A 13,844-nucleotide genomic window follows, 5' to 3' on the forward strand; every position below is an offset into this window, starting at 1 on the left:
TCTCTCCTCCTCCTAATTTCTAAGGGTTGCCGCATGCATGATGTTTTCCTGGGTTGCTTCAGAGATATCGATCTCCCCTGTTTTCTTGCCCTCACACATTACTACAATACGGTCACTCATTCTTAAAATTTCTGTCATCTCAGAGGAAATCATGATGATTGACTTTCCTTCTGCTACCAGTTCATTCATCAGATGATATATCTCACTCTTCGCTCCTACGTCGATACCTCGCGTAGGCTCATCAAAGATCAGGATGTCGCAGTTTCTTACCAGCCATTTTGCGATTACTACCTTCTGCTGGTTTCCGCCTGACAGGTTCACTACTAACTGGTCCACGCTCGGCGTCTTTGTTTTCAGGGATTCCACATACTTCTGGGCTGTCTCGGCTTCTTTTTTCTTATTGATGAAGATTCCGCTCATGAATTCGTCCAGATTTGCCATTGTGGAATTCTCTGCCACACTCTTTCCTACAACGATTCCATATCTCTTACGGTCCTCAGACAGATAACCGATTCCGCACTTTACTGCGTCCATCGGGTTCTTGATATCCACTTTCTTGCCGTTTACATAGATATCTCCGCTCTCCTTCGGGTCTGCTCCGAACAACGCCCTTGCGGTCTCTGTTCTTCCTGCTCCCATCAGTCCGGAAAAGCCTAAGATTTCTCCCTTATGAAGCTCAAAGCTTACGTCCTGCACCATCTTTCCTGCGTTCAGGTGTTCTACCTTCAGCACTACCGGCGCTCCGGGCGCTACTGTGCTCTCCGTCTTCGGGTCCTCATAGATAACACGGCCTACCATCATGTTGATGATATCGTCCTTCGTAGAGTCCTTCGTGATCAGCGTTCCCACATAGCCTCCGTCTCGCATGACGGTCACACGGTCTGTGATCACCTTGATCTCATCCATACGGTGTGATATGTACACAATACCAAGCTGCTTTTCCCTCAGATCACGGATGATCTTGAAAAGCTCCTCGATCTCCGCCTCTGTCAGCGCTGCTGACGGCTCGTCAAAGATGATGACCTTGGCTTCATGTGAGATCGCCTTAGCGATTTCACACATCTGCTGCTTGCCGACTGTCAGGTTTCCCATCTTCTCCGTCGGGTCGATTTCAATGTTGAGCTGCTTAAACAGTTTCCTGGCTTCTTCATTCATCTTCGCATCATTGATCAGCTTTCCGTTCATCATTTCACGACCGATGAAAATATTCTGAGCCACTGTCAGGTGGTTCATCATATTCAGTTCCTGGTGCACGATCACGATACCTGCTGCCTGGGCCTCACGGGGATTGGAAAACTCCACTTCCTTGCCCTCATAGGTAATACTTCCGGAATCTTTGGAATAAATACCTGTGAGCACCTTCATCAGTGTGGATTTCCCGGCTCCGTTCTCGCCCATCAGTGCATGGACCTCGCCTTTTCTTATCTCTAAGTCTACATGGTCAAGAGCGTGTACACCCGGAAAAGACTTGTCTATTCCTTTCATTGTTAAAATGACTTCACCCATGTCTTCACCTATATATCCTTTCTAAACAAATAGGAATCAGTTCTTTCTTCTCCTGCTTCGTACGTCAGCGTAAACTGCCAGAAGAACGATGATACCGGTAATAACATACTGGTAATCCTTCTGGAAGCCCATTGCCAGAATACCCTCCTGCAGAAGGGAGATAATCATAACACCAATAATACTTCCGCCGATAGAAGCAATACCGCCGGACATGGATGTTCCGCCCATTACACAGCTTGCAATCGCCTCATTGTTAAAGTTATCTCCAAGACCAGGGCTGACTGTGGTATATGCGCCTACATAAGCGATGGCTGCCATACCTGCCAGAGTTCCGCAAATAATATAAGCGATCATTTCCCACTTCTTAACATTTACACCAGATAAGCGGACAGCCTCTTTGTTGCTTCCAAGGCAGAGGATATAACGTCCAACCTTTGTATTATTCAGAATAATCGCACAAATAACTGCCACGATCAGAAGCCATATAAGACCTGTCGGGATGTTCGTACCGCCGACTTTCAGTCTGATCAGGTTACGGAACCATCCGTTGCCGCTCTCATCAGCAGCCTGCGGCCAGCTTATGGACTGTGTGGATGTGAAAACAGAACCAACACCTTTTGCCAGCATCATCAGGGCCATGGAAGAGATAAATGACGGCAGTTCCATATATGCTACCAGGAATCCGTTTGCTACACCAAAAATTGCTCCGACTAAAATACATACCAGCAGAGCTACAACTACGGGAACACCGTCCTTTACAAGAAGGCGTCCGCCGATCAATGCTGCACAGAACATAACCGGTCCGATTGAGAAGTCAATTCCGCCTGTTGCAATAACAAAGGTAACGCCCAACGTCAGGAATCCAAGGAAATACATGTAGTTCATTGCACTCATGATATTTGCATAGCCAAGGATTCTTCCGCTTCCGATGGAAAAGACGATATACATTAAGATCATAACGCCAATTAACACAAGTCGGTTGAATCCGATTTTTTTCACCAATGGATTGTTTTTAAAATTTTCCATTTCTGTTCCTCCTAATTTCTAAGGGTTGCCGCATGCATGATGTTTTCCTGGGTCGCTTCGGAGATATCGATCTCCCCTGTTTTCTTACCCTCACACATTACTACAATACGGTCACTCATTCTTAAAATTTCTGTCATCTCAGAGGAAATCATGATGATTGACTTTCCTTCTGCTACCAGTTCATTCATCAGATGATATATCTCACTCTTCGCTCCTACGTCGATACCTCGCGTAGGCTCATCAAAGATCAGGATGTCGCAGTTTCTTACCAGCCATTTTGCGATTACTACCTTCTGCTGGTTTCCGCCTGACAGGTTCACCACTAACTGGTCCACGCTCGGCGTCTTTGTTTTCAGGGATTCCACATACTTCTGGGCTGTCTCGGCTTCTTTTTTCTTATTGATGAAGATTCCGCTCATGAACTCATCCAGATTTGCCATTGTGGAATTCTCTGCCACACTCTTTCCTACAACGATTCCATATCTCTTACGGTCCTCAGACAGATAACCGATTCCGCACTTTACTGCGTCCATCGGGTTCTTGATATCCACTTTCTTGCCGTTTACATAGATATCTCCGCTCTCCTTCGGGTCTGCTCCGAACAACGCCCTTGCGGTCTCTGTTCTTCCTGCTCCCATCAGTCCGGAGAAGCCTAAGATTTCTCCCTTATGAAGCTCAAAGCTTACGTCCTGCACCATCTTTCCTGCGTTCAGGTGTTCTACCTTCAGCACTACCGGCGCTCCGGGCGCTACTGTGCTCTCCGTCTTCGGGTCCTCATAAATAACACGGCCTACCATCATGCTGATGATATCGTCCTTCGTAGAGTCCTTCGTGATCAGCGTTCCCACATAGCCTCCGTCTCGCATGACGGTCACGCGGTCTGTGATCACCTTGATCTCATCCATACGGTGTGATATGTACACAATACCAAGCTGCTTTTCCCTCAGATCACGGATAATCTTGAAAAGCTCCTCGATCTCCGCCTCTGTCAGCGCTGCTGACGGCTCGTCAAAGATGATGACCTTGGCTTCATGTGAGATCGCCTTAGCGATTTCACACATCTGCTGCTTACCGACTGTCAGGTTTCCCATCTTCTCCGTCGGGTCGATTTCAATGTTGAGCTGCTTAAACAGTTTCCTGGCTTCTTCATTCATCTTCGCATCATTGATCAGCTTGCCGTTCATCATTTCACGACCGATGAAAATATTCTGAGCCACTGTCAGGTGGTTCATCATATTCAGTTCCTGGTGCACGATCACGATACCTGCTGCCTGGGCCTCACGGGGATTGGAAAATTCCACTTCCTTGCCCTCATAGGTAATACTTCCGGAATCTTTGGAATAAATACCTGTGAGCACCTTCATCAGTGTGGATTTCCCGGCTCCGTTCTCGCCCATCAGTGCATGGACCTCGCCCTTACGGATTTCCAAATCCACATGATCTAACGCATGTACACCCGGAAAGGATTTGTCAATGCCTTTCATGGTTAAGATAACCTCTCCCACTTTTTTCCCTCCATTCCTTTCCTAAAATTATGGTCAGACGACCATAGTGGCACCCGCAAAGGGATACCCTGTCCTAACTATGGATATTATATGTCCAAATCCCGAGAATTTTAATGGAATATTTTCTAAAAAAAGGTTAAAAATTTACTGTATCGTAAATTTTCGACCTTTTTTATTGCGAAAGACCAACTACTACTCCTCTTTTAAATTGGCAAAAGGAAACAGAAGCTTCTCAATCTCTCTGTCATACATATTCTCCTGTGTTACAAGCTCGCAACCTGAATCCTGGTTGCTTTCTACCTTCTCGCCTTCCAGCATACGGACGGTTTCCTTGATTCCCATGTAGCCCATACGGAAAGCCTTCTGAACCACGATTCCCTGAAAAACGCCCTGTTCCATCAGCTCTACAGCCTCCTGGGAGCTGTCCACTCCCACTACCCGGATCCTGCCCTGAGCACCGGCATCCCGTACTGCACGAGCCGCTCCCACTGAGGAATATTCGTTCATTCCCGCTATCATCTCCAGATCCGGATACTTTTCCATCAGCTCATTTGTCAGCTCGTAAGCTTTGTCAAACAGAGAATCACAGTATACAACCTCCACAATATTATCCGCCAGATCCCCCAGTCCTTCCCGCAGACCCGCCTCGCGCTCTACAGCAGTGGAAACGCCCTTCACATGACTGACAATAGCAATGCGGGAATCCTCATTCAGCAGTCCCCTGGCAAAATTTCCCAGCCGTCTGCCTACCTCCAGGTTATCTGTAGCCACAGTCAGATCCTGAAGCTCCTCCTGCGTATAGGAATCGATAAAGGTAATACGAATCCCCTTTTCTCTTGCCTCCTTTAAAAGCTCATCGGACGCAGTAAAACTGGAGGGAGAGATCAGAATTCCATCCGGCTGCTTTTCAATCGCTCTTTTCAGCAGCCTGTTCTGCTGCTCCACATCCTGTTCTGTTTTAGGGCCTTCCACCTCCAGCTCAGCGCCATATTCCTGGGCTGCCATTCTGGCGCCGGAAATCAGAGATGTCCAGAAATCATTTGTTCCGTCCTCTGTCTTAGGAATATAAATAAGGGACCATGGCCGGCTCTTCTGATTCTCCCTCTGCTGGTAACCAATCAGGAGTGCGCCTGCGATCAAAAACAGAAACACGGCAAAAGGAATCCATTTTTTATACTTATTCATGGCGCACCTCCAGTTTCTTTGGAAAAGTGATGGTAGCAGTTGTTCCTTTTCCCTTTTCGCTTTGATACGTGATTCCGTAATCGCTTCCATAGTAAAGCTGCAGACGCTGCTGCACATTATAAACGCCCACTCCGTTGGAACGGTAATTTACCTTATGCCTGTCAAAAATATGGGCAAGGGTTTCCGCATCCATTCCCACTCCGTTGTCCTGAATTTTAATCACCACATTTTCCCCGTCCTGGTACCCGTGCACCAGAAGAAGCCCTTTGCTTTCTTTATATTTCAGCCCATGATAAATGGCATTTTCAATAATTGGCTGAAGCACCAGCTTTACGATCTGTGCTCCTCCGATAGACGGCTCCACATCGATCTGAAACTCCAGCTTGTCCTTATACCTCATTTTCTGGATCGTCAGATAGCTTCTGGCGTACTCGATCTCCTGACTGACTGATACCACCTCATCCTCATTGCTGATGCTCTGCCGCAGAAGCCTTGCCAGGGAAGCAGTCATGAGGACCACCTCCTCATTCTTTTTGCCCTCTGCCATCCAGATGATAGAATCCAGGGTATTGTACAGGAAATGAGGATTGATCTGAGCCTGCAGCGCCTTCATCTCGCTTTTTCTCTTTTCCTCCTGTTCGTGGACATTCTGCTCCATCAGCTCCTGGATCCGGTAGGTCATCACATTAAAGCTTTTTGTCAGGCTTCCTATCTCGTTCTGCGTGGATACCTCCACGTCTGCCTTGGAAAAATCTCCCTCCTGCACCTTTGCCATGGAATCACGCAGGCTCTGGATCGGCATGGTGATATTTCTGGCAATGACGCTGGAAAGAAACAATGCCACGATCACAAGTGCTACAGCCATGACCACATAGATGCTCTGTGCCTTTCGGCTGTCTCTTGTAAGCTCTGCCATGTTCATACATCCCACTACAGTCCAGCCTGTTTTTTCCGAACGGGACAAGGTATACATTTTGGCATTGTCTCCGCTTCCCCAGGTCACGGTTTCCGAATCCGCATTCATCACAAGATCTATGTTTTCCGTCTGCAGCTCGTTGTAGAGCTGTTGCTGCTGAGGATGATAAACAATATTTCCATCCTGATCCAGGATAAAGACATAACCCTTATCCCCGATACTGTTCTGATCGCAAAGCTCACTGATGGCACTGTAATTCAGGTCAATAAATACCACGCCTTCGCCGCCCCCGTCAGTATAATCCGGAATGAACCTGCTCAGAGTGATCACCCAGGGACGCTCTCCCTTAATGACATGCTGTACATGTGAGGAGGTAAGCACCGAATTACCGCTCCCAACGGCATCCGCAAACCAGGACTGGGTATTGATATCCAAATACGGATTTATCACCTGAAGCCCGTAATTGAAAAGAGCTTTCCCATCCTTTCTGATGATTCCGATGTTTTTAATATCAGCCCGGCTCTTTAAGATTGTAAAAAACTGCTCAACCAGACGCTTACTGTGCCCCGCCTCTTTTTCCACGCTGTCATCCTGAAAAAGATAGGACATGGCATCCTCCCCTGCGGAAATCATGGTGGCAATGTTATCCATATATGTAATATAGGAATCAATATTCTGATTCATCTGATGGATGATGGTCCGTGTGTACACCACTGCATTATCGTAGATGGAGGACTGTGTATACCGGATCGATACCATGGTCACAATTATCACAGCGCATAGTACCAGCAGGGAAATTGCTGCAAAGATGGAGCTTTGTATACTTTTAAAGCGCCCCAGGACTCCGGTTCTTTTTTTTGTTTGATTCATTTACGTTTCTCCCTGGCATATTCCGTGGGTGTTTTTCCGGTCATCTTTTTAAAAGATATCCCGAAGTAGTGAGGATCGGAAAAGCCTACCTTTTCTGCAATCTCATAGTTTTTCAAAGTTGTGTTTTCCAGAAGCTCCTTTGCCTTTTCCATCCTGGTCCGGCTCAGCGCTTCAATAAAGGTTTCTCCCGTCATCTCTTTAAAAATGGTACTGAAATAGCTGGTACTGATATTCAGGTACGAACAGATTCCATTCAGGCTCAGATCCGGATCCATATAATTGTTCTGAATATAATCGATTGCCAGCGCTGCCTGCCGCTGTCCGCTGGAGCTGTTCATCTGGGACAGCTCATCAAAAACCTCTCCGACATACTCCTTCACAAGAGCGATTGCCCGCTGGAACACCTTCTGCTCCGTGATCTGCCGGATCAGATCGTCTCTTTTGTCTGCTCTTTCCTCATTTTCAGAAGAAATGCTCTCCCGGCAGCTTTCCGCAGCACGGACGATCTGCTGAAGGCAGACACACGCCTGCGTCTTTTCCACCATGGCATCCTTGATATCCTTCTCCATTCGGGCAAGGGCTAAATTCATGCCCTCACGGTTTCCTGTTTTCAAAGCTGTTGTCAGGCTGTTCAGGGAATCTTCCAGGGATATTCTGCGATCCGTGCGCTTTTCTTCCATGTCGATCAGCAGGTTGCCTCCCAGAAGATAACGATACCGGATGGCTTTTTCCGCAAGATTGTGGGAATGCAAAAGCTCTGTGGGGCTTTTTACCCAGCCTCCGATGCCGGCAGATACCTCTATGCCAATCACCTCCCGGACTTTCTGCTGGATTTCCCGGCAAATATTCATGATCTTGTCCGAAAAATCCCTGGAATGGTTTCCCATAAAAAGGATACATACCCTGTTATTCCCTTCCTGATAGGCGATTCCTGCATTTTCCCGGGTAACGATCTCATTTGTCACATTAAAAAGTACAAACGCCATAAGTGCGCTCTCCTGACGTTTCTCCACATCCACCTGGTAAATGTCTGAGTAAAGGTCCATATCAAAAACTGCCACGCGGTAGGAGGGAGCATCCAGAACGATCCCCATTTCCCCAAGCTGGTCCAGACTCTCCTGTATATCCCGTGTACAGCTTACCAGGGCTTCAATGGCCTTGGAACGGATAATGTGCGCATTTTTCCGGTAATCCTGTGAGGTTCTGGTAAGGGTTTCCAGCTTTTTCTTTTCCTTCCGCCGCTGGTCAACCTTTTCCTTCATTTTTTCGATCACACCACGAAGCTCCATGGCTGTAATCGGCTTCAGCATGTATTCGCTAACATTGTACTGGATCGCCTTTTTGGCATATTCAAATTCCCCAAAACCGCTGAAGATCACGATCACAATATCCGGATAATTGTCATGGAGAAAATGGCTCAGCTCCATTCCATCCATGTAAGGCATACAGATATCAGTCAGAACAATATCCACGTGATGATTTTTCACAAATTCCGCAGCCTGCTGCCCGTTCTCGCAGTCTCCCACCAGCTCGCAGTCCATTCCCTTCCAGTCTATATTTTCTCTGATCGCATCACGCACCAGAATCTCGTCATCTACCAGTAAAATATGATACATCGGCTGTAATCCTCTTTTCTTTTGATGTTTTTATGGTATCATGCTTTGACCTAATTTACAATGAAAATTCATATTGTCCCCCTGCCCCTCATGGGGTATAATGGGTAAAAACCAAACATGGAAAGGGGAATTCCTATGAAAATCAGCGAATTTGCAACGGGCGTACAGCATCTCGGCATTCCTACAAAGGATATGGCGGAAACCCTGCTTTTCTATACAGAGCTTGGCTTTGAGATCGCCCATGCAACACAAAACGAGGGAAAAGCCGTAAACTTTTTAAAGCTTGGAAATCTGGTGATCGAAGCCTATGAGAGCGATGATGCCGCTATGTGCTACGGCGCAATTGAACATGTGGCTCTTGATGTGACAGACATTGAAAAGGTTTATGACATTATCTGCAAACGTGATCTGAACACCCTGAATGACGAGATCCATTTCCTTCCGTTCTGGGAAAATGGCGTGAAGTTTTTCACCATTGAGGGGCCTAATAAAGAAAAAGTGGAATTCAGCCAGTATCTGTAATACCAGCAGGACCGTGCGCCTGACCGCGTACGAAAAGGAATCTCCGCGGAGCTTTCTTTCCCATGCTTGACAACTGGCAAACGCCCGGGAACTGACCTCAGCCCCGGGCGTTTGTAACCTGTTATTTTATTTTACGATCACACCGTCTTCATCCCAAAGGTCGTGCCAGTCTCCTGCGCCTTCCCACAGGAACACGTGACCTTTGATCAGACGGTTATTTTTATCTAAGGATCTGATGGTTTCCATCTCTTCAGCAGTCAGCGGATCCTCGGTGACGCACTTCAGATTCATGGTATAATTTTTCTCCTTCAATGAGAAGGGAATCGGGCTCTGCCCTCTCTGGACAGCCCACTTGATGCAGATCACTGCCGGATGTACACCATGAGCCTTTGCAATCTCCTTCAGCTCTGGCAGCTCTATATCCGCAACATCCTCCGGCATCTTATCTCGCTCCGGTCTTTCCGGGGAACCGATGGGGCAGAAGCCTACCACTTCGATTCCTTTCTCTCTGCAGTATTCAAACAGCTCCGGCTGCTGGAAGCAGGGATGAAGCTCCATCTCAATGGCTGCCGGCTTGATCCTGCAAAGAGGCAGAACAGCTTCCAGCTTCGGAATGGTCATGTTCGACATTCCGATATGCTTTGTCAGACCCATGTCCACCAGACGTTCCATCTGTCTCCAGGTCTTCATAAAACGCTCCACTGTAAATGGCTTGGAATCCGGATTTCTGGCATCCACATCACAATGGGGTGCATGGTAATTTGGGAATGGCCAGTGTACATAGTACATGTCCAGATAGTCAAGCTGAAGATCCTTCAGCGTTTTTGCACAGGCAATGAGAACATCCCCGTCCCCGTGCATGTCGTTCCACACTTTGGAAGCAATAAACAGCTCCTCTCTTTTTACGATTCCTTCCCGGAAAGCATCCTGGAATACCCTTCCGATCATATCCTCGTTTCCATAGCAGGCTGCACAGTCAAAAGAACGGTAGCCTACACGGATGGCTCCCGCCACGGAAGCGGCGACCGCATCCGGATCCGCATGGTCGCTTCCAAAGGTTCCCATTCCTACAGCCGGCATCTTTGCCCCTGTGTAAAGTGTTCTCTGTGGAACTGAACTGGGCTCAATAAATGTCATAACAAAACCCTCCTGTTTTTTATTATCTGATTTTTTTAATCTGTATCTGAGGAAGCAGTGCTTCCATATCTTCTTTCACAAAAAAACCTGTTTCCATTCTCATGGCATTTGCCGCTGAGACAGCGCTTGCCAAACGGATGGTGTCTTCCATGGAAAGTCCTCTGGACATACCAACAGCAAAGCCTGCGATCATGGAGTCTCCGCATCCCACCGTGTTCACAGCTTCAATTTTTGGCACCTTCACATCGTACACGCCCTCCTGACAAGATACAAGTGAGCCTTCCCCGCCAAGGGAAATTGCCACGATTTCAATTCCGTCGTCATGGAGATCTCTGGCTGCCCTCATAAGCCCCTCACGGCTGTTCATGGGTTTTCCTGTCAAAGCCCGTATCTCATCGATATTCGGTTTTATCATAGTAGGCCGCTCCAGCAGGCAATCCTCCAAAAGCTGTCCACTGGTATCCAGAATCACCGGCTTACCCGCCTCCCTGGCAGCATGGATCATTCTCTTGTATAGATCTGATCCCGCCCCCTTCGGAGCACTGCCGGAAATGGTCACCACCCTGCATTCCGGCAAAATGGATGTAAACTTTTCCACCAGCCTGTCGCAGTCTTCCTTTGTCACGGAAAATCCCGGTTCCAGAAATTCTGTCTGCTGCTGGTTTACCTCGTCCCAGATGTTGATGCAGGTCCTGCTTTCTCCCTCGCACCACACGAAATCGCTCTTGATGCCTCTGGCCTCCACGCGCTCGGAAATAAATTTCCCCGCATGGCCGCCCAGAAAACCGGTCGCGGTCATTTTTTCCCCGGCAATGGACGCTACACGCGCCACGTTGATTCCCTTGCCTCCTGCGTTGGCTGCGCAGGATTTTACACGGTTTACATTACCCACGCCATAACGCTCCACCACATAACGCTTATCGATGGCCGCGTTAGCTGTTACTGTCAAGATCATATTTCCTGCTCCTTAATCCTCATTTACCAGCAGAATCTTTCCTTTTACAAGACCAGGTGTCTTATAAAGCTGGAATGCCTCCTGCGCCTGGCTCATGGGAATCTTTTTGTAGATAAAGCCCGGATCAAATTTTAACTGTCCTGTTGCAAAATAATGCGCGGTCAGACTCCACTCCTTTCCCGGGAACGGAGAGCTGTAGGACATCCAGGACCCGGTAAGCTTAAACTCCTTGCGGTTCATATTTTCCCACTGCTTCGGCGTAAAGGACAGATCAACATGGGGCGTGCCGATGAAGCACACATGCGCCTTGTTTGCTGCAAGCTCAAATGCCATGTGCATGGTAGGTACCTGCCCTGCTGTCTCGTATACGAATTCATAGCCCTTGCCGTCTGTAAGAGCCATTGCCTCTTCCATGTAATTCTCTTTTGTGGTGTCGATCACTTCGTCAGCCCCAAGACGTTTTGCCAGTTCCAGACGTTCCTGGCTGATGTCAAACACAACTACCTTTTTGGAGCCGAAAATTTTTGCCCACTGCATGGTAAACATACCGATGGTTCCGCCGCCCAGGATCGCCACACATCTGCCGCCCTGGTAATCGTTCTGCAAAAGTCCGTGAAGAGCCACAGTAGACGGCTCAAACATAGCGCCCTGCTCGTAGGAAACAGATGGGTCAAAGGGAATCACATTCTGCTCCGGCACTACTACATAGTCTGCATTGCTGCCCTGCTGCCTGGAACCGATGAAGCTGTAATGCTTGCACAGGGAAAAGTTTCCGTTCTGGCAGTCATCGCATTTCATACAGGGAAGAAGTGGCGCAGCGGTAACTCTCTGTCCTACCTTCACTTTAGTAAGGCCTTCTCCAACCTCTGCCACATCACCGGAAAATTCATGGCCCAGCACGATAGGGTAAAAATGTACGCCGTGGTTTAAAACACGGGGAATGTCAGAACCGCAGATACCGGATGCTTTTACCTTTATCTTCACCCAGCCCGGCTTTGCCTGCGGCTCTTCTACTTCCTGATATCTGACATCTTCGTTTGCTACTACAACTGCTGCTTTCATGTCTTGTCTTTCCTCCTGAACTATTTTTTCACCATCAAAGTTTTTAATCTCTTGTATAACTGAAGATATGTATTGTAATTTTTTTCATAAATTTCTCTGTTTTCAGGATTTGGCTCATGGCGTCTTGTTTCCTTTACCGTAAGTGCCACTGCCTCCTCATAGCTTTCATAAAAGCCAACGCCCACTCCTGCCAAAATCGCTGCACCCAGAGTGGTAGCCGTATCAGAAGACGGCACTACGATTGGTTTTCCTGTCACGTCCGCCTTGATCTGTGTCCACAAAAGTGAGTTGGCAGAGCCGCCCATGGCGCGGAGAACCTCGGCCTCCGCCCCGGCTTCCTCCGCAGCATCCAGATTATGGCGCAGTGCAAATGCTACGCCTTCCATGCAGGCACGTACCATATGGCCCTTTGTTTTTGCAAAATCCAGCCCATAGAATACGCCTTTCGCATATGGATTCCACACTGGTGAACGCTCTCCTGACATGTAAGGCAGAAAAACAAGGCCGTCGCTTCCCGGACTGACCGCCTCTGCGATCTGGTTTAACTGAACCAGAGAGGATTCCCCGATCTCTTCTTCCCGGGTTCTCTCATAGTCTGCGAATTCCTGCTCAAACCAGCGCATAACCCCTCCGCCGCCTGTGGTTCCCCCCTGTAAAAGCCACTGGTCCGGCACCACGTGGTAGCCCAGGATCAGTCTTGGGTCCGCCTTGTAGGTATCCATGCAGATGCTCATGCCTCCTGCCTGTCCGCCCTGCTCCTGGGTTTCACCCGGATGGATCACCCCTGCGCCAAGTGTCCCGCAGGCTGCGTCAAGTCCTCCTGCCACCACCGGGGTTCCCTCTGCAAGCCCACACTGGAAGGCAGCTTCCTTTGTCACCGCTCCCACTACCTTGTCGCAGGATACGATATCCGGCAAGAATTCCAGCGGAATACCAAGCTTTGTGCACATCTCTTCATTCCACGTCCCAGTTCTCATGTCAAAGCAATGAAGCCCGTATCCCTGAGATACATCCTGGGTTATAGCTCCTGTCAGTCGGTATACAATGTAACTGTTTGACTGCAGGATCTTATGTATTTTTTTGTAGATTTCCGGAAAATTTTCCCGATACCAGATGATCTTTGCCGTTGTGTAGGATGGCTGGAGTGAATTTCCCGCCACCTGGAAAATCGCCTCTGCTCCCACTTCCTCATTGATCCTGTCGCAGATATCCTGTGCCCTGGTATCCATCCAGATCGGGGTGTTGGCAAGCACCTTTCCCGTTTTGTCAATGGCAATGGCTGACCAGCTCTGTCCGTCAATTCCCACTCCGGCAATCTCATCAGCCGGGATATCCCCGTTTTCCAGGCATTTTTTTGTGGCAAGACACACAGCCTCCCACCATTCGTCCGGGTTCTGCTCTGCCCAGCCTTCCTGGGGGTAATAGACCGGGTAGTCTCCGCTTGCAGTTGCTACAGCCTGTCCCTCCCGGTTGAAAACCGCTATCTTGCAGGCACTGGTTCCAATATCGATTCCCAGTAAATACTTTTTGCTCATATTCTCCTC

The 13,844-nt window shown here is 48.3% G+C and carries 11 protein-coding genes; 1 reads left to right on the forward strand and 10 read right to left on the reverse strand.

Features of this window, described 5'->3' with window-relative positions; all coding sequences use genetic code 11:
• Positions 1-12: 12 nt before the first annotated feature.
• The 6 genes from ACESZH_RS06510 to ACESZH_RS06535 form a co-directional block, all read right to left on the reverse strand.
• Positions 13-1,506, reverse strand: coding sequence for a sugar ABC transporter ATP-binding protein (locus ACESZH_RS06510; RefSeq protein ID WP_373212967.1), 1,494 nt, complete (start codon positions 1,504-1,506; stop codon positions 13-15).
• Positions 1,507-1,542: 36 nt separating this feature from the next.
• A complete protein-coding gene (locus tag ACESZH_RS06515; RefSeq protein ID WP_373212964.1) occupies positions 1,543-2,532 on the reverse strand; it encodes an ABC transporter permease in 990 nt (329 codons plus the stop codon).
• Positions 2,533-2,543: 11 nt separating this feature from the next.
• Positions 2,544-4,037, reverse strand: a complete 1,494-nt coding sequence (locus ACESZH_RS06520) for a sugar ABC transporter ATP-binding protein (RefSeq protein WP_373212962.1) — start codon at positions 4,035-4,037, stop codon at positions 2,544-2,546.
• Between the two features lie 192 nt (positions 4,038-4,229).
• Positions 4,230-5,222: a substrate-binding domain-containing protein gene (locus tag ACESZH_RS06525; RefSeq protein ID WP_373212959.1), complete on the reverse strand. Its 993-nt coding sequence runs from the start codon at positions 5,220-5,222 to the stop codon at positions 4,230-4,232.
• Complete coding sequence (locus ACESZH_RS06530; RefSeq protein ID WP_373212956.1) at positions 5,215-7,008, reverse strand: cache domain-containing protein; 1,794 nt, start codon at positions 7,006-7,008, stop codon at positions 5,215-5,217. The genes ACESZH_RS06525 and ACESZH_RS06530 overlap by 8 nt, the downstream gene beginning before the upstream one ends.
• The gene (locus tag ACESZH_RS06535) at positions 7,005-8,624 is read right to left on the reverse strand and encodes a response regulator (RefSeq protein ID WP_373212953.1); all 1,620 of its coding nucleotides are present in this window, start codon (positions 8,622-8,624) and stop codon (positions 7,005-7,007) included. Before ACESZH_RS06535 ends, ACESZH_RS06530 begins: the two co-directional genes overlap by 4 nt.
• Positions 8,625-8,759: 135 nt before the next feature.
• On the opposite strand from ACESZH_RS06535, the gene ACESZH_RS06540 reads away from it, so the two are divergent.
• The gene (locus ACESZH_RS06540) at positions 8,760-9,146 is read left to right on the forward strand and encodes a VOC family protein (protein ID WP_373212950.1); all 387 of its coding nucleotides are present in this window, start codon (positions 8,760-8,762) and stop codon (positions 9,144-9,146) included.
• Between the two features lie 126 nt (positions 9,147-9,272).
• On the opposite strand, the gene ACESZH_RS06545 is transcribed toward ACESZH_RS06540, so the two are convergent.
• Genes ACESZH_RS06545 through xylB form a run of 4 tightly spaced genes read right to left on the reverse strand, consistent with a single transcriptional unit; the run spans position 9,273 to position 13,835 of the window.
• On the reverse strand, positions 9,273-10,283 hold the full coding sequence (locus ACESZH_RS06545) for an aldo/keto reductase (protein WP_373212947.1): 1,011 nt from the start codon (positions 10,281-10,283) through the stop codon (positions 9,273-9,275).
• Between the two features lie 22 nt (positions 10,284-10,305).
• Positions 10,306-11,238: a 1-phosphofructokinase gene (gene pfkB, locus ACESZH_RS06550; RefSeq protein WP_373212945.1), complete on the reverse strand. Its 933-nt coding sequence runs from the start codon at positions 11,236-11,238 to the stop codon at positions 10,306-10,308.
• Positions 11,239-11,250: 12 nt separating this feature from the next.
• Positions 11,251-12,300 carry a galactitol-1-phosphate 5-dehydrogenase gene (locus ACESZH_RS06555; protein ID WP_373212942.1) on the reverse strand — a complete coding sequence of 350 codons (1,050 nt, stop codon included), beginning with the start codon at positions 12,298-12,300 and terminating at the stop codon, positions 11,251-11,253.
• Between the two features lie 20 nt (positions 12,301-12,320).
• Entirely contained in the window at positions 12,321-13,835 is a 1,515-nt protein-coding gene (xylB, locus tag ACESZH_RS06560; protein WP_373212940.1) for a xylulokinase, read from the reverse strand.
• Positions 13,836-13,844: the final 9 nt, after the last annotated feature.

It is taken from the genome of Ruminococcus sp. 5_1_39BFAA (assembly GCF_964240875.1).
Taxonomy (GTDB): domain Bacteria; phylum Bacillota; class Clostridia; order Lachnospirales; family Lachnospiraceae; genus Blautia_A.